Here is a 22,982-nt window from a genome sequence, read left to right as displayed (position 1 = left end):
CAGCGATCCGCGCTCGCATCCGTGCGTCGTTCCTGCGTCCTTCGCGCCTCGTCTCGCGCGCCGCTTCCCATCCGCTTCATGAAAAAAGGCTTCTACACGATCATCGCGGCGCAGTTCATTTCGTCGCTTGCCGACAATGCCCTGCTGATCGCCGCCATCGCATTGTTATCGGTGATCCGCTCGGCTGCGTGGGTCACGCCCTTGCTGCAGATCTTCTTCACTGTCTCGTACGTGCTGCTCGCGCCATTCGTGGGCGCGTTCGCGGACGCCATGCAAAAGCGCCATGTGATGTTCATCTCCAATGCGCTCAAGGCGAGCGGCTGCATGATGATGATTGCAGGCGTGCATCCGATGATCGCCTACGGCGTGGTCGGCTTTGGCGCAGCCGCGTATTCGCCGGCGAAATACGGCATTCTCACCGAGTTGCTGCCCGCCGAAAAACTCGTCAAGGCCAACGCATGGCTCGAATCGGCGACAGTGCTCTCGACGATCGTCGGCACCATGGTGGGCGGCGCGCTCATCAGCACATTCGCCGATAAATTCGTCGCGCGCGCGCATCTGCCGCTGATCGGCTCGTCGGCGGATCTGGCGATGTTCGCGGTCATGCTCACGTACGCGATCGCCGCCGCCATCAACATCTTCATTCCCGACACCGGCGCGCGCTATCCGAATCGCCTGACCGAGCCGACGAAGCTCGTCGGCGACTTCTATCATTGCTTTAACGTGCTGTGGGCCGACAAGCTCGCGCAGATCGCGCTGTGGGTCACGACGCTGATGTGGGGCGGCGCCGTCACCCTGCAATTGCTGGTGCTGAAATGGGCCAACGTGAACCTCGGCCTGTCGCTCTCGAAGGCCGCGGTCATGCAAGGCGTGACCGGCCTCGGCATCGCTGTCGGCGCTGCGGCGGCGGCCGCGCTGATTCCGCTGCGCCGCTCGCTGACCGTGCTGCCGGTCGGCATCGTCACGGGCGCGGTGGCCATTGCGATGGCCTTCTACAACAAGAACCTTTTCCCCGCGGGCGCGGGCATCCACATCGGCTCATATGTCGTGCCGATCTACATCCTGCTCGCGTATCCGCTGATGATCCTGCTCGGCGCATTGTCCGGCTTTTTCATCGTGCCGATGAACGCGATTCTTCAGCATCGCGGCGCGACCCTGCTGTCGGCCGGACACTCGATCGCGGTGCAGAACTTCAACCAGAATCTCGCCGTATTGCTGATGCTCGGCGCGTACGCGCTGCTGCTCACGGCGAAGATGCCGGCGCAATGGATCATCGTCGTATTCGGCGTTTTTATTACGTTCATGATGTGGCTCGCAAAGCGGCGGAGTGCGGTAAACGAACGGTCTGCGAATATGCATGCGCTGCTGGAGGAATGACGGCGGCATGGGTGGCACGGGCGGACGCGAAAATGCAGGTCGCGCCATTCCCTAGCCGCACCCCTCGCAACCCGCATTGGCCATTCGGCCAGGGTCCGCTCGCGGCGTCGGCGGGTTAAACTCACGCCCTGAACAGCTAAAGCAGAAAGATACCGAGGATGGGCACTCAAACCGCAGCGGCCAGCGACGTCGCACAACACACCCCGATGATGCAGCAATACCTGCGCATCAAGGCGGAGCATCCGGGCACGCTCGTGTTCTACCGGATGGGCGACTTCTACGAACTCTTTTTCGACGACGCCGAAAAAGCCGCGCGTCTGCTCGACCTCACGCTCACGCAACGCGGCGCGTCGGCGGGCAATCCGATCAAGATGGCGGGCGTCCCGCATCACGCGGTCGAACAGTATCTGGCGAAGCTCGTGAAGCTCGGCGAATCGGTGGCGATTTGCGAGCAGATCGGCGACCCGGCCACGTCCAAAGGTCCTGTCGAACGCAAGGTCGTGCGCGTCGTCACGCCGGGCACGCTCACGGACGCCGCGCTGCTGTCCGACAAGAGCGACGTGTTCCTGCTGGCCATGTGCGTCGCGCACAATCGCCGCGGCGTCGCGACGAGCGTCGGCCTCGCATGGCTGAATCTCGCGAGCGGCGCGTTGCGGCTCGCCGAAGTCGCGCCCGATCAGGTGGCCGCCGCGCTGGAACGCATCGACCCGGCGGAGATCCTGGTCGCCGACACGACGGCCGATTCCACGAGCTGGACGCCGCCTACGGGCGCTCGCGCGCTCACGCGCGTGCCCGGATGGCACTTCGACGTCGCCTCGGGCACGCAGCGCTTGTGCGATCAACTGGAAGTCGCGGGCCTCGACGGCTTCGGCGCGCATTCGCTCACCTGCGCGTGCGGCGCGGCCGGCGCGTTGCTGTTGTACGCGGCGGCCACGCAAGGCCAGCAACTGCGGCACGTGCGCAGTCTGAAGGTCGAGTACGAATCGGAATATATCGGCCTCGACCCCGCGACGCGGCGCAACCTGGAAATCACGCAGACTTTGCGCGGCACCGAATCGCCCACGCTGTGTTCGCTGCTCGACACCTGCTGCACGACGATGGGCAGCCGTTTGCTGCGTCACTGGCTGCATCATCCGCCGCGTGAATCGGCGGTTGCACGCGCGCGTCAGCAGGCTATCGGCGCGTTGCTCGACGCGCCCGCGGGCGCGGGCACGGACGTCGACTCGCTGCGCGGCGTACTGCGGCACATCTCGGACATCGAGCGGATCACCGGCCGTCTCGCACTGCTGTCGGCGCGCCCACGCGATCTGTCGAGCTTGCGCGACACCTTCATCGCGCTGCCTGAACTGCGCGCGAGGCTCGTCGCCGTTTCGTCGAATGCGGAATCGCTTGCGCGCATCGACGCATCGCTCGAGCCGCCGCAAGCGTGCGTCGAGTTGCTCACGCGCGCCATCGCACAAGAGCCGGCCGCGATGGTCCGCGACGGCGGCGTGATCGCCCGCGGCTACGACGCGGAGCTCGACGAACTCAGAGATATTTCGGAGAACTGCGGACAGTTCCTAATCGATCTGGAAACGCGTGAGCGCACGCGCACGGGCATCGGCAATCTGCGCGTGGAATACAACAAGGTGCACGGCTTCTATATCGAGGTCACGCGCGGCCAGACCGACAAGGTGCCGGACGATTATCGCCGCCGTCAGACGTTGAAGAACGCCGAGCGCTACATCACGCCGGAACTGAAGACGTTCGAGGACAAGGCGCTGTCCGCGCAGGAACGCGCGCTCGCGCGCGAGCGTTCGCTCTACGACTCGCTGCTGCAGGCGCTGTTGCCGTTCATTCCGGACTGCCAGCGCGTCGCGTCGGCGCTCGCCGAGCTCGATTTGCTCGCCGCTTTTGCCGAACGCGCTCGCGCGCTCGACTGGGTCGCGCCGAGCTTCTCGCCGGATGCGGGCATCGAGATCGAACAGGGACGGCATCCCGTTGTCGAGGCGCAGGTCGAGCAATTCATCGCCAACGACTGCACGCTCACGCCGGAGCGCAAGCTGCTGCTGATCACCGGCCCGAACATGGGCGGTAAATCGACCTTCATGCGCCAGACTGCGCTGATCGCGCTGCTCGCGTACGTCGGCAGCTACGTGCCTGCACGGCGTGCGGCATTCGGGCCGATCGACCGGATTTTCACGCGCATCGGCGCGGCGGACGATCTCGCCGGCGGCCGTTCGACCTTCATGGTCGAGATGACCGAAGCGGCCGCGATTCTTAACGACGCGACGCCGCAAAGCCTCGTGCTGATGGATGAAATCGGCCGCGGCACATCGACCTTCGACGGCCTCGCGCTCGCATGGGCCATCGCGCGGCATCTGCTTGCGCATAACGGTTGCCATACGCTGTTCGCGACGCATTACTTCGAACTCACGCAGTTGCCGGCGGAATTCCCACAAGCGGCGAACGTGCATCTGTCGGCGGTGGAACACGGACATGGCATCGTGTTCCTGCACGCCGTCAACGAAGGTCCGGCGAACCAGAGCTACGGTTTGCAGGTCGCGCAACTGGCCGGCGTGCCGAACGCGGTGATTCGCGCGGCGCGCAAGCATCTTGCGTATCTCGAGCAGCAGTCAGCGGGGCAACCGGCGCCGCAGCTCGATCTGTTCGCGGCGCCGTCGCCGATGCTGCTCGAAGATGCGGACGACGAGCCGCAAACTGCTGACGCGTCGCCGGCTATGCAGGCGCTTGTCGAGCGTTTGCGCGGCATCGATCCGGACGATCTGCGGCCACGCGAGGCGCTCGATCTGCTGTATGAACTACACGAGTTGGCCGCTGCGCCGGATGCGGATCATTGAGGCACGCGGTCTTGCCGATCGTCCGCGCGAATTCCGCGCGGGGTCGGCTATAGCTATGGCGCCGAGGGTAGCGAGCAGAGTTGGGCTGCGCGTTGCAGGTCTCGTATCCACACTCGCCTTCGCACTTCTCCTTCCCACACCGCGGGCTCATGCAGCCGCGCCGAATTACAGCTTCGCGGTCATCGCGAACACGATGCAAAGTCCCGCCGACGAGGCCCCGACCCAACGGCTCATCGACGCAATCGGCCGCGAACGCGACGTCTCTTTTATCGTCTACGACGGCAATCTGAAAGGCCCGAAAGAAGCCTGCCGCGATGCGCTGTATGAACGGCGCCACGCGGTGCTGGAAACGTCGCGGCCCGCGCTGTTTTTTATTCCAGGCCAGCACGATTGGGTCGATTGCGCGAGCGCCGAGGCAGGCGGCTTCGACCCGGTCGAACGGCTCGACCAGTTGCGCCAGACGCTTCTCGGCGATGCCAACTCGATGGGCCAGAACCCGCTTGCACTGACGCGAGAGAGCGAGGTATCGCGCTTTCGCCCGTATCGCGAGAATGTGCGTTGGCAGGTGGGCGACACGGTGTTCGTCGGGCTCAATGCGCCGAGCCCCAACAATCACTATCTGACCGCCGGCGGGCGCAACGGAGAATTCGAAGACCGCGTGATCGCCAACGCATTCTGGCTCGAACATGCCGGCGAATTTGCGAAGCGCCGTGACGCACGCGCGATCGTCGTGTTCATTCAGGGCGACCCCGACGCCGAGCGCTACGAACGGCCAGAGCGTTTCGCATGGCTGCGCTTCGGACGCAATCCGCGCCGCGACGGCTTCCTCGAGTTCAAGCGCAGCCTCGTGAAGCTCGCGCAGATCTTCCACGGACCGGTGCTCGTCGTTCATTCCGACGACGAACACGCGAGCGCCGGCTTCGCAATCGACCAGCCGCTACGCAATGACAAAGGGAATCTGGTGACGAACCTCACGCGTATCGCGCTCGCGCCGCATGATCGTCTTAACCAGTGGATTCAGATTGATGCGGACTTCGGCAGAAAACCGCCGTTCCGCGTGACGGTGCGCGAGGTGCCGCGGCATATGCCGATGCCCACGACGCAGCCTCTGTTGCCGAGGGACGAGCCCGCCGCTTCGATGCCGGCGGTGCCGTCGCTCGGGCCGGCGTCCGACTTGCCGCCGCTTCTTCCTACGCCCGGCCAGTCACAACCCGACTCGCAGCAACTCGATCAGTTGCCGCGCATTCCGGCCGACCAGGGCGGCGGCGGATACGGACCCGCGACGTCGACTCCGCCAGGGCAGCGGAGTGCGCCGGGAGCCTCCAGCGCTTCAGGCACTTCAAGCGCTTCGGGTGCGGCCGGCTCAGGCGCTACCGGCTCGCAGCCGCACTCAGTGCAGCGTGGGCCCTGACTTGCCGCTCTCGTCGTCCGCGTCGTCGTCTTCGTCGAGCACTTCCAGGCCATCCGCGCCATGCGCATGCTCGTGCTGGATTTCGTCTTCGGTCGCGGGGCGCACGTCTTTCACGGTCAACGCGAAACGCAGCGCCATGCCGGCGAGCGGATGGTTGCCGTCGAGCACGACCTTGTCTTCAGCGACGTCGGTCACCACGTAGACGAGCGAATCGAGGTCGTCATCGCCTTCTTCCGGCGTGCCTTCGAACTGCATGCCGACTTCGAGCGGTTCCGGAAAGCGATTGCGCGGTTCGATCTTCACGAGTTCCGGGTCGTACTCGCCGAATGCGTCTTGCGGCTCCAGCTGGATCTGGGTCTCGAAGCCGGCCTCGTGGCCGTCGAGCTCTTCCTCGATCTTGGGGAACGTGCCATCATAGCCGCCGTGCAGATAGACCATCGGCTCGTCGCTTTCTTCAATCAGATTGCCCTGCGCATCCGACAGCTTGTAAGCGACCGACACGACGGTGTTCTTTGCGATTTTCATTCGATTCTCCAGAATACAACTCACATTATACGATGCCCAAGCGGCCCACTGACCACCCGGCCGAAGCAGCTTCGGCACGCAATTCTTCACCGGCTGCAAAGCCGGCTTCCGCGATTTTCCCGCCCTCGCCCGACACGCCCACGCCGCTGCTCGGCAACCTCACGCCGTCGCAATTCATGCGCCGCTACTGGCAGAAAAAGCCGTTATTGATCCGCCAGGCAATTCCCCACGTCGAAGCGCCGCTTTCGCGCGACGAGTTGTTCGAACTCGCGGACGAAGACGACGTCGAGGCGCGCCTCATCACGCACTTTCGCAATAAATGGCAACTCGAGCATGGCCCGTTCGCGCCTGACGAACTGCCGTCGCTGAAGCGGCGCGCGTGGACGCTGCTCGTGCAAGGCGTCGATCTGCACGACGACCGCGCGCGCGCCCTGCTCGACCGCTTCCGCTTCGTGCCAGACGCGCGCCTGGACGATCTGATGATCTCGTATGCGACCGACGGCGGCGGCGTGGGCCCGCACTTCGATTCCTACGATGTGTTTCTTTTGCAAGTAAAAGGCAAGCGGCGCTGGCGCATCAGCGCGCAGAAAGATCTGACGCTGCAGCCGGACTTGCCGTTGAAAGTTTTACAGAACTTTGAGGCAGAACAAGAGTGGGTGCTGGAGCCCGGCGACATGCTGTATCTGCCGCCGCATATCGCACACGACGGCGTCGCCGAGGGCGAATGCATGACCTGCTCGATCGGGTTTCGCGCGCCGTCGGCGGGCGAACTGACGGCGCAGTTCCTTTACCATCTGGCCGAGCGCGGCGAAGAGAACGGCCGGACCGGCGCGCTTTACCGCGATCCTCAGCAGCCCGCCGTCGACCGGCCGGCGGAACTGCCGGCGGCGCTCGTCGAACGCGTTGGCGCAATCCTTGCTGAGGTCAGATGGAATGAGCAGGACATTGCGTCGTTCCTTGGCACGTATCTCAGCGAACCCAAGCCGAGTGTCGTCTTTGATCCGCCGCAAAGGCCGCTCAACGAAGCGCGTTTTATCAGTGAAGCATCGAAGTCCGGAGTGCGACTGGACCGCAAGACGAGTTTGTTGTACAACCGCCGCTTTTTCTTCATAAACGGAGAGAAATTTCCGTTTGACGGCTCGAAAAAGTGGCTCTTTGATCTCGCAGATCACCGATGTCTGAGTGCGAAACGCTTTGTAACACTCTCACACGATTCGTCGGTGACAGCACGGCTACACGAGTGGTATCGTGCGGGCTGGATACGGATGGGCGAGCTTGCCTAGCCTCGCGTGTCTGTTATACACAGTACAGTGAAATTTTGTATGAGAAAGACAACGTATTGACCCCGGATTTATGGATTGTCAGTACGAAAGTGCATATAATTTCCGCCCAAGCCGTAGGGAAGATTCCTGCTCGTCAAAAGAGCGTCTCCACCAGCGGCCGAAGTCGGTGTTGGAGCACATTACCGGTATTATTTTGCGCTGTTGCTTACCTTTAACCATAAAAGGACGTGATCATGAAGAAATCCCTCCTCGTAGCATCCCTGTTGGCAGCTGTGGCACTGGCTGCATGCAACAAGAGCAACGATCAGGCCGCTGCACCGGCTAGCGACGCAGCTGCCGCTTCGGCACCGGCTGCCGCTGCTTCGGATTCGGCTGCTGCTGCATCGGGTGCGGCTGCTGCTGCGAGCGACGCTGCTGCTTCGGCTTCGACCGCTGCTTCGGACGCAGGCGCTGCTGCTTCGGCTGCTGCTCCGGCTTCGGGCGCAAGCCAGTAAGCTGTCGCGTAGGGTTCGCCTTCGGGCGAAAACCGCATCGGGAAATCATCGCGATTTCCCGAGCGGTAAAGCGAAACGCCACGGACTCACATCCGTGGCGTTTTGTTATTTCAGCGCCGTTATTCCAGCGCCGTTTTTCGCGGCGTGGAAATACGGCGATGCCATTTCGCCTATTGCGCGGCTTTGTCGTTCTCTTCAAAGAATTCGCGGACGACCTCGATTTCACGCGTGCGCTTAAACGGCGGCAGGCTTTGCCAGATCCGGCGCCCATAAGGTTTATCGACGAGACGCGTATCGCAGATCATCAGCACGCCGCGATCGGTTTCCGCGCGAATCAGCCGCCCTGCGCCCTGCTTGAGCGTAATGACAGCCTGCGGCAACTGATGAACCGCGAACGGGCTCAGACCTTTCTTCGTGAGCGCATCGAGCCGCGCCGACAGAACCGGATCGTCGGGCGGCGCAAACGGCAGCTTGTCGATCACGACGAGCGATAGCGCGTCGCCCCGCACGTCGACGCCTTCCCAGAAGCTCTGACTGCCGACAAGAATCGCGTTGCCGTACGCGCGAAAACGATCGAGCAATTCCGTGCGGCTCGCATCGCCCTGAACCAGCAGCGGATAGTTCCAGCCGCGCGCCTCGATCACATCGCGCAATTTCGCGGAGATGCGGTCCACGGCGCGCAACGTCGTGCACAACATGAAGACGCCGCCGCCCGAGGCCTCGATTGCCGGCAAGGCCGCGTCGAACACCGCGTCTGTGAACATCGGCGACGATGGCTGCGGCAGATTGCGCGGCACATACAACAGCCCTTGCGACGGATAGTCGAACGGGCTCGGCAAGGTCATCGAACGTTTGGCGTTCAGGCCCATTTGCGCGGCGTAGTGCGTGAAGTCGCCGCGCACCGACAACGTGGCCGACGTGAAGATCCACGCGCGCGGCACGCCGGCGCGCTGCTTCGCGAAAATCGGCGCGACCGAGAGCGGCGTCTCATGCAACTGCACCGTGTGCGCGAAGACTTCGATCCAGCGCACTTTTTCGTTCGGATCGGCGCGCTCGTTTTTGGCTTCGGCGGAAGCGCTTCGATCCGTATCCGCAGTCTGACGTTCGAGTTCGGTAGGCGGAGTCGTCCAGCCGGCGAGCACGCCCTGCAACTCGCGCGCGCGGCGCAAACAGGCGCCGATCGACTCCGCGCGCTCGGCCTGTCCGGCGAGCGCGGACTCGAGTGCGTCGAGTTCCGCTTCGAGCGCTTCGAGCGCGGCGAACAGCGGGTGATCGTCGGGCAACTGACCGATCGACAAGCGCACCGAATCTTCCTTGAACGCAAGCCGCACGTCGCGCGCGGCACGCTCCAACGTCGAACCGAGCTTGACCCAGTCGACGGCGTCGCGGGCATGCCCCAAGCCCTCGGCCACCGAATCGCGCGCGAGTTCGAGAAACTGCGCGGTGGAAAGCGTCTCGCCGAAAAACAGCGTGGCCGTTTCGGGAAGCTGATGCGCCTCGTCGAAGATGACCGTATTGGCCGTGGGCAGCAGCTCGGCCATGCCGGTGTCGCGCAGCATGATGTCGGCGAAAAAGAGGTGGTGATTCACCACCACGATGTCGGCCTGCTGCGCCTCGCGGCGCGCCTGCATCACGAAGCAGTCCTTGTAATGCGGACACTCCTGGCCGAGACAGTTGTCCCGCGTCGACGTCACCATCGACCACACCGCCGCCGTTTCCGGCACGCTCGCGAGTTCGGCTTTGTCGCCGGTTCGCGTGATCTTCGCGAAGCGGACGATGTCCTGCAGATACGAGGTTTCCTGGCGCGACGGCAAGCGGCCGTTATCGGCCGTGCGCTGCAGATAGTAGTGACACAGATAGTTCGCGCGGCCCTTGAGCATGGCCACCGACACGGGCACCGCCAGTGCGTCGCGCACGGTCGGAATGTCGCGCTGAAAGAGCTGGTCCTGCAGGTGCTTGGTGCCCGTGGAGACGATCACCTTGCCGCCCCACAGCATGGCCGGCACCAAATACGCATAGGTCTTGCCCGTGCCCGTGCCGGCCTCGACGATCAGCGTGTTCTCGGCGCCGTCGAGCGCCTTCGCTCCGTCGGCTTCGACGGTCTCGCTTGCGGCATCCGCGCCGGCAGTTTGCAGACGCCGCGCCGGACGTTTTTGCGCCTCGAACATCGCGGGCTCGGGCATCGCGCGGCCCGATGCTTCCATGGCGGCAGCGACGGCGCGCGACATTTCGATTTGCGACGCCCGTGAGCGATAGCCGTCGATCTGCCGCGCCAGCAAACCGTTGTCGGCGAAGATGTCGTTCAGTTCCGCGGCGCGGCGAGGATCGAGCGATGCGCTCAGCGCCGGCGCGGCGGGACGCGGCGCAGGTGTGCCGGTGTCAGAGGCGCTGTCGGCGGCACTCGCGCGTGATGAAGTTTCAAGCGAAGTTTCAAGCGGTGAATTCAAGGCAAGCGTTTCCTGCAAAGTCCGGCTCGCGCGGCGCGCGCCCGGCGCCTGCCAGGCCGCGAACTCAGGCGCGTGCGTCCGGTTCGAGCTGCAATTGCAGCAAGATGATGGTGTCCTTGACTTTGAGTTTGCGCTTTTTCAGGCGCTGCAACTCGAAGTCGTCGATGCCGGGCTCATCCGATATTCGGTCGATCAAACGGTCGAGCCCACTATGCTCCGATTGCAGTTGCAGAATCCGGTCGCGAAGTGTGTCCGCGTTGATGACGTGATGTTGATCGCGCATGCTCGCCTCCGCTCGACTGTGACACGGGCTGCATGTTCGCGATGTTCAGCCCGTTGCCTGAGGTTGCTGTCCGGCTCAAAACGCGTTACGGCGACTGTCTGCACTACGGCGCGCGCTGGCTACTGCGTGCACTACTGCGATATTACAACCGCATGGCACCCACCGTGCGGTTCGGTGCGATACCAGCACCATGCAAGCGCCATTTAACGCCATACGCATGTCACACGCACTGCGCACGGCGCGGCTCGCTACTGTTGCTGCTGTTGCTGTTTCTGCTGCTCTTCGAGCTGCTTCTGCTGTCTCAACTGTTCCTGGCGTTTCTGCTCGGCCTTTTCGGCGGCCTGCTTCTGGCGCGCTTCGACATCGGCCCGGTGCTGCGCGGCCTCGGCCTGTTTCTTTTCGAAGCTCTGCTGCTTCTCGACGCGCTCCTGCGCTTTCTGCGCGCCCTGCTTGCGAGCCTCGTCCAGCTTGCGCTGGAAGTCGCTCTGCTTCTGGTCGTAAGCCCGCTGATTGGCAGCCGCCTGCGACGGGCTGATGCCGCGCTTCGCCTGGTCGATTGCGTGCTGACGCTGCTTTTCCTCGTAGGCCTCGGCGTTGGCGCTGCGCTGCGGCGCCTCGGCACTGCGCTGCGCCTGGTCGAGCGCGTGCTGGCGCTGCTTGTCTTCGTAAGCCTGGGCGTTGCGCGCGTCTTCGGCAGCACGCTGCGGCGCGCTCGCCTCGTCTTGTGCGCGCTTGATCGCCGCCTGCTCGTCGCGCTTGCGCGCGCGCTCGGCGCGCTGCTCGCCGTCGAGTGCCAACTGCTCCTTGCGGATCTGCGCCTGAACCGTGCGCATCTGATCGCGCGCCTTGTTCAGACAGTGATTGACAAAGAACGTGCTGTAGCAGTCATGCTCGGCGACGCCATAGCGATAGTTGTTTTCCTCGGTGCGTTGATCCAGCGTTCTCTGCCGCGCGTCGAATTCGCTGTCCAGCGCCGCGGTGCTGCTTGCACCGTCGGCAGCGGCATTCGCATCACCGCCGGCACTGCTGCCCTGCACAGCCGATGCGGCCGCGGGCGTCACCGATTGCGCCGCAGCAGGCTCTGACATGGCCAGCGCCGCAGCCATCATGCACGCCGACGCTGCGCAAGACGCCATCGACGTTCTGCTGGAAACCCACGCGAAAAGGTCGGCACGACGCGACCCGGCTACACGCGAAGCGAACGGCCAGCGCGCGGCGAACAGCGGCAAATGTGGCGAGCGGGAAACCGGGCGCGAGCCCTGGCGGTTGAACAAAAAGGAGATTGGCAACGTGATTGGCAACGTCAGAGAGGGTCAACGGAACATGCCCGAAATTCTATCACCCCCGCGCGGTTGAGCCCTTTGGCATTTGTGGCAAAATGCCCCGCTCTAGCAAACTGGTCGCAGCGCGCACGCACTGCGTGCCCGGCGCCTCGTGTGTGTGCGAGGCGCCGCCGGCGCACGGCCCCTGACCGAGTCCGCAGGAAACCCAAGAGCTTATGACGGAAACCGTAGCACTCAAGATCGTACAGCGCATCGCCGCCGAACTGTCCGTCCAGCCGCGCCAGGTCGCGGCCGCGGTGCAACTTCTCGACGAAGGAGCGACCGTTCCGTTTATCGCGCGCTACCGCAAGGAAGTGACCGACAATCTCGACGACACGCAGTTGCGTAACCTCGAGGAACGCCTGCTGTATCTGCGCGAACTGGAAGACCGGCGCGCGGCGATCATCGCGAGCATCGACGAACAGGGCAAGCTCACCGACGAGCTGCGCACCGCGATCGAGGGCGCCGACAGCAAGCAGGTGCTCGAAGACCTGTATCTCCCGTATAAGCCGAAGCGCCGCACGCGCGCGCAGATCGCTCGCGAAGCCGGCCTGCAGCCGCTCGCCGATGCGCTGCTCGGCAATCCGCTGCTCGATCCGCAAACCGAAGCCGCCGCGTATGTCGACGCGGAGAAAGGCGTGGCCGACGTGAAGGCCGCGCTCGACGGCGCACGCGACATCCTCTCCGAGCAATTCGGCGAAACGGCTGACCTGCTCGGCAAGCTGCGCGACTACATGTTCAATCAGGGCGTGGTGTCGTCGAAGGTGGTCGAAGGCAAAGAGAGCGCTGAAGAAGAAAAATTCCGCGATTACTACGACTACGCGGAAACCATCCGCACGGTGCCGTCGCATCGCGCGCTCGCGCTGTTCCGCGGCCGCAATGCCGGCGTGCTGATGATCAAGCTCGGCCTCGGCGAAGAACTGGACGCGCAGGTGCCGCATCCGGGCGAGACGCTGATCGCACGTCATTTCGGCATTGCCAATCAAAACCGTCCGGCCGATAAATGGCTGTCGGACGTGTGCCGCTGGTGCTGGCGCGTGAAGGTGCAGCCGCACATCGAAAACGAACTGCTGACCAATCTGCGCGAGGAAGCCGAACACGAGGCGATCCGCGTGTTCGCGCGCAATCTGAAGGACCTGCTGCTGGCCGCGCCGGCGGGCCCGAAGGCCGTGATCGGTCTCGATCCTGGTATGCGCACCGGCGTGAAAGTCGCGGTGGTCGATCGGACGGGCAAGGTGCTCGCCACCGACGTGATCTACCCGCACGAGCCGCGCCGCGACTGGGACGGCTCGATTGCGAAACTGGCGCGCATCTGCGCGCAGACGCAGGCCGAGCTGATCAGTATCGGCAACGGCACGGCGTCGCGTGAAACGGACAAGCTCGCGAGCGAACTGATCGCGCGTCATCCCGAACTCAAGCTGCAAAAGATCGTCGTGTCCGAAGCGGGCGCGTCGGTCTACTCGGCGTCCGAACTCGCGGCAAAGGAATTCCCGGACATGGACGTGTCGCTGCGCGGCGCGGTGTCCATCGCGCGGCGTCTGCAAGACCCCCTCGCCGAACTCGTGAAGATCGAGCCGAAGGCAATCGGCGTCGGCCAATATCAGCACGACGTGAACCAGCGCGAACTCGCGCGCTCGCTCGACGCCGTGGTCGAAGACTGTGTGAACGCGGTCGGCGTGGATGCGAATACGGCGTCGGTCGCGCTGCTCGCGCGCGTGTCGGGGCTCAACGCCACGCTGGCTCGCAACATCGTCGACTATCGCGACGCGAACGGTCCGTTCCCTTCGCGCGAGCACTTGCGCAAGGTGCCGCGTCTCGGCGACAAAACCTTCGAACAGGCGGCCGGTTTTCTGCGCATCAACAACGGCGAAAATCCGCTCGACCGCTCGTCGGTGCACCCGGAAGCGTATCCGGTCGTCGAACGGATTCTCGCGAAGATCAACAAGCATGCCGGCGAAGTGCTCGGCAATCGCGACGCGCTGCGCGGCTTGTCGCCCGCCGAATTCGTCGACGATCGTTTCGGTCTGCCGACCGTGCGCGACATTCTGCTCGAACTCGAAAAACCGGGCCGCGATCCGCGCCCTGAGTTCAAGACGGCGACGTTCCGCGAAGGCGTCGAGAAGGTCAGCGACCTGACGCCTGGCATGGTGCTCGAAGGCGTGGTGACGAACGTCGCGGCGTTTGGCGCGTTCATCGACGTCGGCGTGCATCAGGATGGTCTCGTGCACGTGTCGGCCATGTCGACGAAGTTCATCAAGGACCCGCACGAAGTCGTCAAGGCCGGCCAGATCGTCAAGGTCAAGGTGCTCGAAGTCGATGTGAAGCGCCAGCGTATCGCGCTGACCATGCGTCTGGACGACGAGTTCGGCGCGGCCGCGGCACGTAGTGGCGGCGGTGCGCAGCAGGATCGCGGCGGCTCCGGCCGTGCGGGCGGCGGCAATGGACGCGGCGCGCCGCAGCAGCGCTCGCGTGAACCGGAACCGGGTGGCGCAATGGCCGCGGCATTCGCGAAGCTCAAGCAGAAGTAGGCGCCTCCGTGCGTTCGGTGTGCGAAGTGCTTATGCTGCGCCGCTGAATGCACACCGTCTCTCACGCGGCTGCCAACAAAAAACCCACGCAATGCGTGGGTTTTTTCGTTAGAGCTAATGCCGGCGACTGCGGGCTACTGCGGGCTACTCCGCCCGTCCGTCAAATCTCGATCTTCGTTCCCAACTCCACCACACGATTCGCGGGAATACTAAAGAAGTCGGTCGGCTTCGCGGCGTTCTGATGCATCCACGCGAACACACGTTCACGCCACACCGACATGCCGGGCAATTGCGTGGGCACGACCGTTTCGCGAGCGAGGAAGAACGACGTGTCCATCAACTCGAACGTCATGTCGTGTGTGCGGCCGATTTCCATGAGCACGGCCTTCACGTCCGGCGTTTCATTAAAGCCGTACGCGGCCTTCACGAGATACAGACCGCCGTCGATGTTCCTCACCGTCACGCGCTCCGCGTCATTCACATACGGAATGTCGCGCGTGATGAAGGTCAGGAAGATGGTGCGCTCATGCAGCACCTTGTTGTGCTTCAGATTGTGCAGCAGGCTGACGGGCACGAGCGTATCGCTGCCGGTAAGGTAGATCGCCGTACCCGACACGCGGTGCGGCGGATGCGCGAGCAACCCTTGCAGGAACGGCATCAGCGGAATACCGTCGGCGGCCGTGCGTTCCTTGACGATCATTCGGCCCTTGAACCACGTCATCAGCAGGAAGAACAGCAACGCGCCAATGCCGAGCGGCAGCCAGCCGCCCTCTTCCACCTTCAGCAGATTCGCGCCGAAAAATCCTAAGTCGATCGTGATGAACACGGCGATGATCAGTCCAACCAGGAACTTGTTCCAGTTCCACACCTTCACCATCACGACGCACGCGAGGATCGTGGTGATGACCATTGTCGCCGTCACCGCGATGCCGTACGCGGCCGCGAGGTTATCGGAACTCTTGAACGCGATCACGATGCACAGGATGATGAAGAGCAGCATCCAGTTCACGACCGGCACATAAATCTGGCCGATAGCAAGCTCTGACGTATGCAGGATCTTCATGCGCGGCACGTAGCCGAGCTGAATCGCCTGGCTCGTCAACGAATACGCGCCCGAGATCACCGCCTGCGACGCGATCACCGTCGCCACCGTCGACAGCACGACGAGCGGCAGCAACGCCCACTGCGGCGCGAGCAGGAAGAACGGATTCTCGATCGCCTTCGCGTCGTGCATCAGCAGCGCGCCCTGGCCGAAATAGTTCAGCACCAGCGAAGGCATCACCAGCACGTACCAGCCCATGCGGATCGGCTTCGCGCCGAAGTGGCCCATATCCGCGTAGAGCGCCTCGGCGCCCGTCAGCACGAGCACGACCGAACCGAGCACGACATACGCTTGCAACACGTGCGCGGCCATGAAGGAGTACGCGTAATACGGGTTCAGCGCGCGGATCACAGTCGGCGATTGCACGATATGCCAGAGCCCGAGCACGGCGAGCACGACGAACCACACGACCATGATCGGACCGAACAGACGGCCGACGGTGGCGGTGCCGTGCCGCTGAATCCAGAACAGCAGGATCAGAATCACGATGGTGAGCGGCAACACCAGATGAGACAGATGAGGCGCCGCGATCTCGAGACCTTCGACGGCGGAAATCACCGAAATGGCGGGCGTAATCACCGCGTCGCCGTAAAACATGCAGGCGCCGAAAATGCCGAGCATCATCAGCAGGCCGGCCATTTTCGATTTCTCATCCAGCGAACGCAGCGCCAGCGCCATGAGCGCGAGCACGCCACCCTCGCCGTTGTTGTCCGCGCGCATCACGAACAGCACGTACTTGATGCCGACGACGATCACGATGGCCCAGAACAGCAGCGAGATCACCCCCAGGATGGATTGATCGGTCAGCGGAATGCCATGCGACGGGCTGAACGCCTCTTTGAGCGCGTACAGCGGGCTCGTGCCGATATCGCCGAACACCACGCCGATCGCGGCGAGCGCGAGCGAAGGTAGTGGCTGTTTGTGCACGTGATTGTTATCTGTCATAAACGCGAGGAAATCCGTTTCCTGGGCGGAAAAAAGCGACCGCTATTCTAAACCGCCTGCCTGAGACCGCCCAGCTTATTGTGGATACACCACGTGGATGGTCCGCGCAGTGTAGCACTGCGATATGTGCGCGTCTGCTGCGTAACGTCTCGTGCGGCGAATGTCACTGCGCGCGGGCGAAGCGCCGCGTGCCGTTGCCCGCGCATAAAAAAACGGAGCCCTATGGGGCTCCGCTACGATGCGCTTTCGAGGCATCAATTTTCCGAGGACTCCTGCGCTTGCGCCATGCCGCGCTTGATCCACGCGCCGAGGTTATGCGGGCGAACCGTATCCCACTCCTCGAACGGTTGATGAATCCACGGATTGGTCGGCAAGTACTGCACATGATAGTCGGGCTTCACTTTCGAGCAGCCCTTGTACCAGAGCACCGCCGAACGCACCGCCGTGATGGCCGGATAGCGTTCCTTCAGATGCTGCTGAACACGTGCGAGCGTCACGCCGGAATCGACGAGGTCGTCGACGAGCAGCACGTTGCCGTGCAGTTCGCCGCGCGTCATCGTGATGTATTGCGCGATGTCGAGTTCGCCCTGCTCCGTGCCGGCCGCTTCGCGATATGAACTGGTTGCGAGAATAGCCAGCGGCAAATCGTAGATGCGCGAAAGCTGGTCGCCCACGCGCAAACCACCGCGCGCGAGGCACAGAATCTTGTCGAACTTCCAGCCCGATTCATGCACGGCGAGCGCCAGCAATTCGATCAGCCGGTGATACTCGTCCCAGCCGACCCACAGGTTTTTATCGTCGTTGCGCGGATCTTTCATCGCAATCATGGGGACACCTTGCACCATCGCTTAAGCCTTGAACGGATGACGAAGCAGAATGGTCTCGTCGCGATCCGGACCGGTCGACACCATGTCGATCGGAATGCCCGCCACTTCCTGCACGCGCGACAGATACGCACGCGCGTTCGCCGGCAGCTTGTCCCATTCCTTGATGCCGACGGTGCTTTCCTTCCAGCCCGCGAAGGTTTCGTACACCGGCACGCAACGCGCGACTTCCGACGAGCCACGCGGCAGCAGATCGACGTTCTTGCCGTCGACGGTATAGCCGACGCACAGCTTCACTTCGTCGAGGCCGTCGAGCACGTCGAGCTTCGTCATGCACAAGCCCGACACGCCGTTGATCTGGATCGAGCGGCGCAGCGCGGCGACGTCGAGCCAGCCGGTGCGGCGCGGACGGCCGGTGACCGAGCCGAATTCCTTGCCGACGGTGGCGAGTTCCAGGCCGATCGCTTCCTGGCGCGCGGCGTTGTCCGCGTCGTACAGTTCGCTCGGGAACGGGCCCGAACCGACGCGCGTGCAGTACGCCTTGGTGATGCCGAGAATGTAGTTCAGCTTTTGCGGACCGACGCCCGCGCCTGCCGTTGCCGCGCCCGCGACGCAGTTGCTCGACGTGACGAACGGATAGGTGCCGTGGTCGATGTCGAGCAGCGTGCCTTGCGCGCCTTCGAACAGCAGGTTGCTGCCGGCGGCGTTCGCGTCGTACAGACGGCGCGACACGTCCGTCACCATCGGCTTCAGACGGTCGGCGTAGCTCAGCATCGTGTCGAGCGTTTGCTGGAAGTCGACAGCGGCGACGCCCAGGTACTGCGTCAGCACGAAGTTGTGATAGTCGAGGTTTTCACGCAGACGTTCGGCGAAAGTCTCCGGCTCGAACAGGTCCTGCACGCGCAAGCCGCGGCGCGCCACCTTGTCTTCGTAAGCCGGGCCGATGCCGCGGCCGGTGGTGCCGATCTTGCTCGCGCCACGGCGCGCTTCGCGGCCCTGGTCGATGGCAATGTGATACGGCAGGATGAGCGTGGTGGCTTCGGAAATGAACAGGCGGTTCTGCACGTCGACGCCTGCGGCCTCGAGTTCGCCGATTTCCTTGAACAGCGCTTCCGGCGACAACACGACGCCATTGCCGATGTAGCACGCGACGCCGGCATGCATGATGCCCGACGGGATCAGACGCAAGATGGTTTTCTTGCCGCCGATGATAAGCGTGTGGCCGGCATTGTGACCGCCCTGGAAGCGAACGACGCCTTGAGCGTGGTCCGTCAGCCAGTCGACGATTTTGCCCTTGCCTTCATCACCCCACTGGGTTCCCACGACGACGACGTTACGCCCGGGGTTCACATTCACTGCGCTGGCAGACATGTTGTTTCGTAAGCTGGTTAAAAACGTATTTTACCTATGTTCGCGGACGCTTCCGGAATTTTTCCGTTTCCGCTCAACGGCATGCACGTTATGGTGGGTATCGTGAAAGGAGCGCGGCCGGTGGTGGCCGATGTTGGCCGAGGGTAGCCAATAGCCGCGCGATGTCCGGCGACGCATGCGGAACAACTGCTGCGCGCCTCGATGTGTCCGCGAAAAAACCGTGAGCGACGCTATTAAAACGCGCTCACGAGCGCGGTTCGACGGTCCATGCGCCGTTGCGCTCGACCAACACGCGGTCGAACGCGAATTCGTCGAGATCGTGTTCGTGACCGGGCAGCGCCTGGATCACGACTTCACCGGCGTCGCGCAACGCGGCCACGCTCACGCGCAGCGCGTCGTCGTGTTGCCAGGGCGCGAGAATCGCGCTGCTGCGCGCTTCGACGGGCGAAATGCGCGCGACTTCGCGAAGATCGAGCGAGAAGCCTGTCGCCGCGCGCGCCCGGCCATACGCCTGGCCGACGTGGTCGTAACGGCCGCCGCGCGCGACCGCGTTCGGCACGCCGTCGACATACGCCGAGAACATCACGCCGCTGTGATACGCGTAGCCGCGCAGATCGGCGAGGTCGATCATCACTTCGGCGCCTTCGACCTGGCTTGCGAGGAATGCGAGGTCGTCGAGCGCGCGTGCGATGGCCGGCGCATTCGGCAAACGCGCGCGCGCTTCTTCGAGCACCGACGCGTCGCCGTAGAGTGAAGGCAGCGCGCGCAACGCATCGCGCGTGACGGCCGAAAGATTCGCGGTCAATTCGACGAGCCGCGGCACGTCCTTGCCCGCCAGCGCGTCGTAGAGCGATTGGCCGAGTTCGGCGGCGGCCGGCTCCGCTTCGATCAACGCCGCGAGCACGCCCGCGTGACACAGGTCGAGGCGCACTTTGCCCAGGCCCGCGAGATGCAGCGCATCGAGCATCAGTTGCTGGATTTCAAGGTCGGCCTCGAGGCCCGCATGACCGTAAATTTCAGCGCCGATCTGAATCTGCTCGCGCGTCGCGTGCAGACCGCGCGGCCGCGTATGCGCGACATTCCCGGCGTAGCAAAGACGCGTGACGCCCTGACGGTTCAGCAGATGCGCGTCGATACGCGCGACCTGCGGCGTGATGTCGGCGCGCAGGCCGAGCGTGCGTCCGGACAACTGATCGACCAGCTTGAAGGTGCGCAGGTTCAGATCGTGCCCGCCGCCCGTCAATAGCGACTCGATGTATTCGAGCAGCGGCGGCATGACCATCTCGTAGCCGTACGAGCGAAAACGGTCCAGCAGACGACGCCGCAATTCTTCGATCTTGCGGGCCTCCGACGGCAGCACGTCGGCAATGTTCTCGGGAAGTAACCAGGTCGACATCGATACAGTCCTACGACGTTGAACACGGCGGCACAATGCGCCGGTAGTAAGTGTGAATGGCGGGCTCGGACTCGATTGCGGCGGCTTCGGCAGACGGCGGCGGAAGCGTACGGCTCATGCAGTCGCTACGCAGGAAGAGCGCCTGTCGAAACACGCGGCGGTCGATGCGGAAACATCGCGGGCTTGTTCACGCTGAGGCATCGCGCATCGCGCGTCGCCCCACGCTCCGCCTCAAGTCACGAAAAACAGCAGAATCAGTCCCAGCAGCATGACGATCAGGCCGCCGATACGGATCTGATGCGTGGGCCGTTCCGCTATTCTACGGAACGTGTCGCGCCACGCGCTCGGAAAAACGAATGGGAACATCCCCTCGATAACCAGCATCAACGCGATCGCGAGCAGTAACGAGCCGACTATATCCATGCGAAAGAAGGGGCCGCGATGCGAATGCCGCGGCGTTCCGGGTTATTAGTGTTTGCGCGAGGCCGCGGAAGCGTCCGGGGCTGCGCCGCCGGTCGGACTACGCATGAAGCGGAAAAACTCGCTGCTCGGGTCGACCACGATCACGTCGCCAGGCTTGAAGGTGTTCCGGTACGCCTGCATGCTTTGATAGAACTGATAGAACTCCGGGTCGCTGCCGTACGCCTGCGCGGCGATCTCGGCGGCTTTCGCATCGCCCTCGCCCTTGATGGTCTGCGCCTGGCCGTAGCCGTTAGCCAGAATGGCCTGCTGCTGCGCGACGGCGTCGGCCTTGATCTTGTCGGCTTCGGCGGCGCCCTTCGCGCGCTCGTCGGCCGCGATCTGCTGGCGCTCGGCGATCATCCGCTTGTAGACCGAGTCGGCCATGGCGGCCGGGAAATCGACCCGCGTCAACTGCACGTCCACCACCGACACACCGAGCGATGCCGCCGTCTTGTCCATCGCGCCGCGCGCTTCGTCGGCGAGTGTCTGCTGTTTGGCGAGCGCATCGGACAGTGTGTACTTGCCGAATGCGTCGCCGAGCGCGCCGCGCGCGACGAGCGCGAGACGCTCGGGCAGGCTTTGCACGTCGCCCTTCGTTTCGGCGAGCAGCTTCAGCGGATCGGTCACGCGATATTTGACGACCGGGTTCGCGAGCAAATCGTTCTTGTCGGCGGTTACGTAGCGGTCTTCGTCCGGCGCGTCGAGCGACTGGATGCGGCTATCGACGAGCGTCACCGTTTGCAACGGCGGCGGCAGCTTCACGTGCAGTCCGGGCCCGAGCAACGCCGGCGCCGCGTCGCCGCGCGACGACAACACCGCCATATGACGCTGGTCGACAACGACCACCATCGACGAAGCGGCGAACAGCACGATGACAACCGCGATGACGAGCGCAATGATCTTGTTCATGTTCTGCGCTCCTTATTGAACGTCGTCTTCGCGCATACGGCTGCGGAAGGACTCGCGCGAACGCAGCGCGTCGCTGCTCGCCGCCGCGCGGCTTGCAGGCGTGGCGGCTGCTGCGGATGCGGACCCGGAAGCAGCCGTCGATGCGGCGGCAGCCGATGCGGCATTCGCCTGCGCCGCCACGGCACCCGACGAATTCGCCGGCTGCGACGCACCCGCCGCTGCGGCGCCGGATGCAGCCGCGGCTGCCGCGGCGTCTGCCACACGCTGACGGTTCTGCTCGACGAGCTTGTCGAGCGGCAGATACAGCACGTTGTTGCCGCTCTTGTTGTCCACAAACACCTTGGTCGTATTCGAATAGATCTGCTGCATGGTTTCCAGATACATGCGCTGGCGAATCACAGCGGGCGCCTTCGAGTACTGCGCATAGACTTCCTTGAAGCGGTCCGCGTCGCCTTGCGCTTGCGCCACCGTCTTGTCGCTGTACTTCTTCGCGTCGTCGATCTGGCGCGCCACGTCCGCTTGTGCGCGCGGAAGAAGCTCGGCTGCATAGGCTTGCGCGTCGCGCTTCGCACGCTCGTTTTCCTGACGCACGCGCGCGGCGTCGTCGAACGCGGCCTGCACCTGATCAGGCACCTGCACCGCCTGGATCGTCACGCCCGTGACAGCGAGACCGGATTGGTATTGATCGAGCGATTTCTGGATTGCCGCGATCAATTGCTGGCGAATTGCTTCGCGATCCTGACCAAGAATGTCTTGTGTGCTGCGCGCGCCGACGATGCCGCGCACCGCGGCCTGCGCGGCCTGCATCACGCTCTGGTCGGGATCGACGCTGCGGAAAAGATAATCGGTCGGCTTGCGGATCTGGTACTGCACGGCAAAACGCAGGTCGACGATGTCCGCGTCGTGCGTCAGCATTGACGCGTCTTTCACGTTCGCAAGACGCACGACGTTGTTGCGGCCGATCTCCACCTGGCGAACCTGGCCGATATTGACGAGCTCGTGCGTTTCGAACGGATACGGCAAACGCCAGTGCACACCGTGCGCGGCCGTGTAGCGATATTTGCCGAACTGCATCACCACGCCGGCCTGGCCGTCCTGCACCACGAACACGCCGCTGCCGAGATAAATGGCGATCAGCACGCCGATCACGATGCCGACGCCGATGCGCGCGCCACGTCCGTTGTCCGGACGGCCGCCGCCGGCACCGCCGCCCTTGCGGCCGAACATCCGGCTCAAACGACGGTTGAAATCCCGCCACATCTCGTCGAGATCGGGCGGACCTTCACCTTCCTTGGCCTGCGGCCGCTTGGGCTCGACGGGCCGCTGGCGCTCGCCATTGCCATCGCCACGGCCCCAGCGCGGATCGTTCAGTGAAAGCATGGCGCGCATGCGCAGCCAGATACTCCGCTCGTTGTAATCGTTCACCTGTGTTCGTTCACCAGAGTAGACAGCGGGTCAGTGCA

General features: G+C 63.7%; 18 protein-coding genes. 7 read left to right on the top strand and 11 right to left on the bottom strand.

The window, feature by feature from the left end:
• The first annotated feature begins 78 nt into the window (after positions 1 to 78).
• The 3 genes from lplT to C8K18_RS02735 all read left to right on the top strand — a co-directional run bounded on the left by lplT (position 79) and on the right by C8K18_RS02735 (position 5,628).
• Positions 79 to 1,377, top strand: a complete 1,299-nt coding sequence (gene lplT, locus C8K18_RS02745) for a lysophospholipid transporter LplT (protein WP_107706577.1) — start codon at positions 79 to 81, stop codon at positions 1,375 to 1,377.
• A 158-nt stretch (positions 1,378 to 1,535) separates the two neighbouring features.
• Positions 1,536 to 4,217, top strand: a complete 2,682-nt coding sequence (mutS, locus tag C8K18_RS02740) for a DNA mismatch repair protein MutS (RefSeq protein ID WP_107706576.1) — start codon at positions 1,536 to 1,538, stop codon at positions 4,215 to 4,217.
• Positions 4,204 to 5,628: a hypothetical protein gene (locus C8K18_RS02735; protein ID WP_258196058.1), complete on the top strand. Its 1,425-nt coding sequence runs from the start codon at positions 4,204 to 4,206 to the stop codon at positions 5,626 to 5,628. Before mutS ends, C8K18_RS02735 begins: the two co-directional genes overlap by 14 nt.
• Here C8K18_RS02735 and C8K18_RS02730 read toward each other — a convergent pair.
• On the bottom strand, positions 5,608 to 6,153 hold the full coding sequence (locus C8K18_RS02730; protein WP_006051465.1) for a peptidylprolyl isomerase: 546 nt from the start codon (positions 6,151 to 6,153) through the stop codon (positions 5,608 to 5,610). The genes C8K18_RS02735 and C8K18_RS02730 overlap by 21 nt on opposite strands.
• A 32-nt stretch (positions 6,154 to 6,185) precedes the next feature.
• On the opposite strand from C8K18_RS02730, the gene C8K18_RS02725 reads away from it, so the two are divergent.
• Complete coding sequence (locus C8K18_RS02725) at positions 6,186 to 7,436, top strand: cupin domain-containing protein (RefSeq protein WP_107706574.1); 1,251 nt, start codon at positions 6,186 to 6,188, stop codon at positions 7,434 to 7,436.
• Positions 7,437 to 7,669: 233 nt separating this feature from the next.
• Positions 7,670 to 7,930, top strand: a complete 261-nt coding sequence (locus tag C8K18_RS02715; RefSeq protein ID WP_081652994.1) for a hypothetical protein — start codon at positions 7,670 to 7,672, stop codon at positions 7,928 to 7,930.
• Positions 7,931 to 8,100: 170 nt separating this feature from the next.
• On the opposite strand, the gene C8K18_RS02710 is transcribed toward C8K18_RS02715, so the two are convergent.
• From C8K18_RS02710 to C8K18_RS02700, 3 genes are all read right to left on the bottom strand, one after another.
• Positions 8,101 to 10,377, bottom strand: coding sequence for an ATP-dependent DNA helicase (locus tag C8K18_RS02710; RefSeq protein WP_107706573.1), 2,277 nt, complete (start codon positions 10,375 to 10,377; stop codon positions 8,101 to 8,103).
• A 64-nt stretch (positions 10,378 to 10,441) separates the two neighbouring features.
• Positions 10,442 to 10,660, bottom strand: coding sequence for a DUF465 domain-containing protein (locus tag C8K18_RS02705; RefSeq protein WP_006051328.1), 219 nt, complete (start codon positions 10,658 to 10,660; stop codon positions 10,442 to 10,444).
• Between the two features lie 248 nt (positions 10,661 to 10,908).
• Positions 10,909 to 11,769, bottom strand: a complete 861-nt coding sequence (locus C8K18_RS02700; RefSeq protein ID WP_107706572.1) for a hypothetical protein — start codon at positions 11,767 to 11,769, stop codon at positions 10,909 to 10,911.
• Here C8K18_RS02700 and C8K18_RS33200 point away from each other — a divergent pair.
• Together C8K18_RS33200 and C8K18_RS02690 are read left to right on the top strand one after the other, a co-directional pair.
• Complete coding sequence (locus C8K18_RS33200; RefSeq protein WP_165919780.1) at positions 11,747 to 12,016, top strand: hypothetical protein; 270 nt, start codon at positions 11,747 to 11,749, stop codon at positions 12,014 to 12,016. The genes C8K18_RS02700 and C8K18_RS33200 overlap by 23 nt on opposite strands.
• 142 nt (positions 12,017 to 12,158) lie before the next feature.
• The gene (locus tag C8K18_RS02690; protein ID WP_107706571.1) at positions 12,159 to 14,510 is read left to right on the top strand and encodes a Tex family protein; all 2,352 of its coding nucleotides are present in this window, start codon (positions 12,159 to 12,161) and stop codon (positions 14,508 to 14,510) included.
• A gap of 160 nt (positions 14,511 to 14,670) precedes the next feature.
• Here C8K18_RS02690 and C8K18_RS02685 read toward each other — a convergent pair whose 3' ends face one another.
• From C8K18_RS02685 to hflK, 7 genes are all read right to left on the bottom strand, one after another.
• Complete coding sequence (locus C8K18_RS02685) at positions 14,671 to 16,557, bottom strand: potassium transporter Kup (protein WP_029967434.1); 1,887 nt, start codon at positions 16,555 to 16,557, stop codon at positions 14,671 to 14,673.
• Positions 16,558 to 16,811: 254 nt separating this feature from the next.
• The gene (locus C8K18_RS02680) at positions 16,812 to 17,402 is read right to left on the bottom strand and encodes a phosphoribosyltransferase (RefSeq protein ID WP_006051322.1); all 591 of its coding nucleotides are present in this window, start codon (positions 17,400 to 17,402) and stop codon (positions 16,812 to 16,814) included.
• Positions 17,403 to 17,405: 3 nt separating this feature from the next.
• Complete coding sequence (locus C8K18_RS02675; protein ID WP_006051321.1) at positions 17,406 to 18,752, bottom strand: adenylosuccinate synthase; 1,347 nt, start codon at positions 18,750 to 18,752, stop codon at positions 17,406 to 17,408.
• 244 nt (positions 18,753 to 18,996) lie between these two features.
• Complete coding sequence (locus C8K18_RS02670) at positions 18,997 to 20,148, bottom strand: ATP phosphoribosyltransferase regulatory subunit (RefSeq protein ID WP_053858424.1); 1,152 nt, start codon at positions 20,146 to 20,148, stop codon at positions 18,997 to 18,999.
• A gap of 231 nt (positions 20,149 to 20,379) precedes the next feature.
• Positions 20,380 to 20,571, bottom strand: coding sequence for a DUF2065 domain-containing protein (locus C8K18_RS02665; protein WP_006051319.1), 192 nt, complete (start codon positions 20,569 to 20,571; stop codon positions 20,380 to 20,382).
• Between the two features lie 45 nt (positions 20,572 to 20,616).
• A complete protein-coding gene (gene hflC, locus C8K18_RS02660; protein ID WP_006051318.1) occupies positions 20,617 to 21,519 on the bottom strand; it encodes a protease modulator HflC in 903 nt (300 codons plus the stop codon).
• A gap of 12 nt (positions 21,520 to 21,531) precedes the next feature.
• Positions 21,532 to 22,944: an FtsH protease activity modulator HflK gene (gene hflK / locus C8K18_RS02655; RefSeq protein WP_107706570.1), complete on the bottom strand. Its 1,413-nt coding sequence runs from the start codon at positions 22,942 to 22,944 to the stop codon at positions 21,532 to 21,534.
• Between the last annotated feature and the right edge of the window lie 38 nt (positions 22,945 to 22,982).

Origin of the sequence: Paraburkholderia sp. GV068 (genome assembly GCF_003058125.1) — a bacterium.
Taxonomy (GTDB): domain Bacteria; phylum Pseudomonadota; class Gammaproteobacteria; order Burkholderiales; family Burkholderiaceae; genus Paraburkholderia; species Paraburkholderia graminis.
Note: the sequence above shows the minus strand (reverse complement) of the source record. Positions and strands in the feature narration are given on the sequence as shown.

Coding starts and splice junctions, on each gene's coding strand:
- lplT (WP_107706577.1), top strand. CDS start 79: ATGAAAAAAGGCTTCTACACGATCATCGCGGCGCAGTTCATTTCGTCG.
- mutS (WP_107706576.1), top strand. CDS start 1,536: ATGGGCACTCAAACCGCAGCGGCCAGCGACGTCGCACAACACACCCCG.
- C8K18_RS02735 (WP_258196058.1), top strand. CDS start 4,204: ATGCGGATCATTGAGGCACGCGGTCTTGCCGATCGTCCGCGCGAATTC.
- C8K18_RS02730 (WP_006051465.1), bottom strand. CDS start 6,153: ATGAAAATCGCAAAGAACACCGTCGTGTCGGTCGCTTACAAGCTGTCG.
- C8K18_RS02725 (WP_107706574.1), top strand. CDS start 6,186: ATGCCCAAGCGGCCCACTGACCACCCGGCCGAAGCAGCTTCGGCACGC.
- C8K18_RS02715 (WP_081652994.1), top strand. CDS start 7,670: ATGAAGAAATCCCTCCTCGTAGCATCCCTGTTGGCAGCTGTGGCACTG.
- C8K18_RS02705 (WP_006051328.1), bottom strand. CDS start 10,660: ATGCGCGATCAACATCACGTCATCAACGCGGACACACTTCGCGACCGG.
- C8K18_RS33200 (WP_165919780.1), top strand. CDS start 11,747: ATGGCCAGCGCCGCAGCCATCATGCACGCCGACGCTGCGCAAGACGCC.
- C8K18_RS02700 (WP_107706572.1), bottom strand. CDS start 11,769: ATGATGGCTGCGGCGCTGGCCATGTCAGAGCCTGCTGCGGCGCAATCG.
- C8K18_RS02690 (WP_107706571.1), top strand. CDS start 12,159: ATGACGGAAACCGTAGCACTCAAGATCGTACAGCGCATCGCCGCCGAA.
- C8K18_RS02685 (WP_029967434.1), bottom strand. CDS start 16,557: ATGACAGATAACAATCACGTGCACAAACAGCCACTACCTTCGCTCGCG.
- C8K18_RS02680 (WP_006051322.1), bottom strand. CDS start 17,402: ATGGTGCAAGGTGTCCCCATGATTGCGATGAAAGATCCGCGCAACGAC.
- C8K18_RS02675 (WP_006051321.1), bottom strand. CDS start 18,752: ATGTCTGCCAGCGCAGTGAATGTGAACCCCGGGCGTAACGTCGTCGTC.
- C8K18_RS02670 (WP_053858424.1), bottom strand. CDS start 20,148: ATGTCGACCTGGTTACTTCCCGAGAACATTGCCGACGTGCTGCCGTCG.
- C8K18_RS02665 (WP_006051319.1), bottom strand. CDS start 20,571: ATGGATATAGTCGGCTCGTTACTGCTCGCGATCGCGTTGATGCTGGTT.
- hflC (WP_006051318.1), bottom strand. CDS start 21,519: ATGAACAAGATCATTGCGCTCGTCATCGCGGTTGTCATCGTGCTGTTC.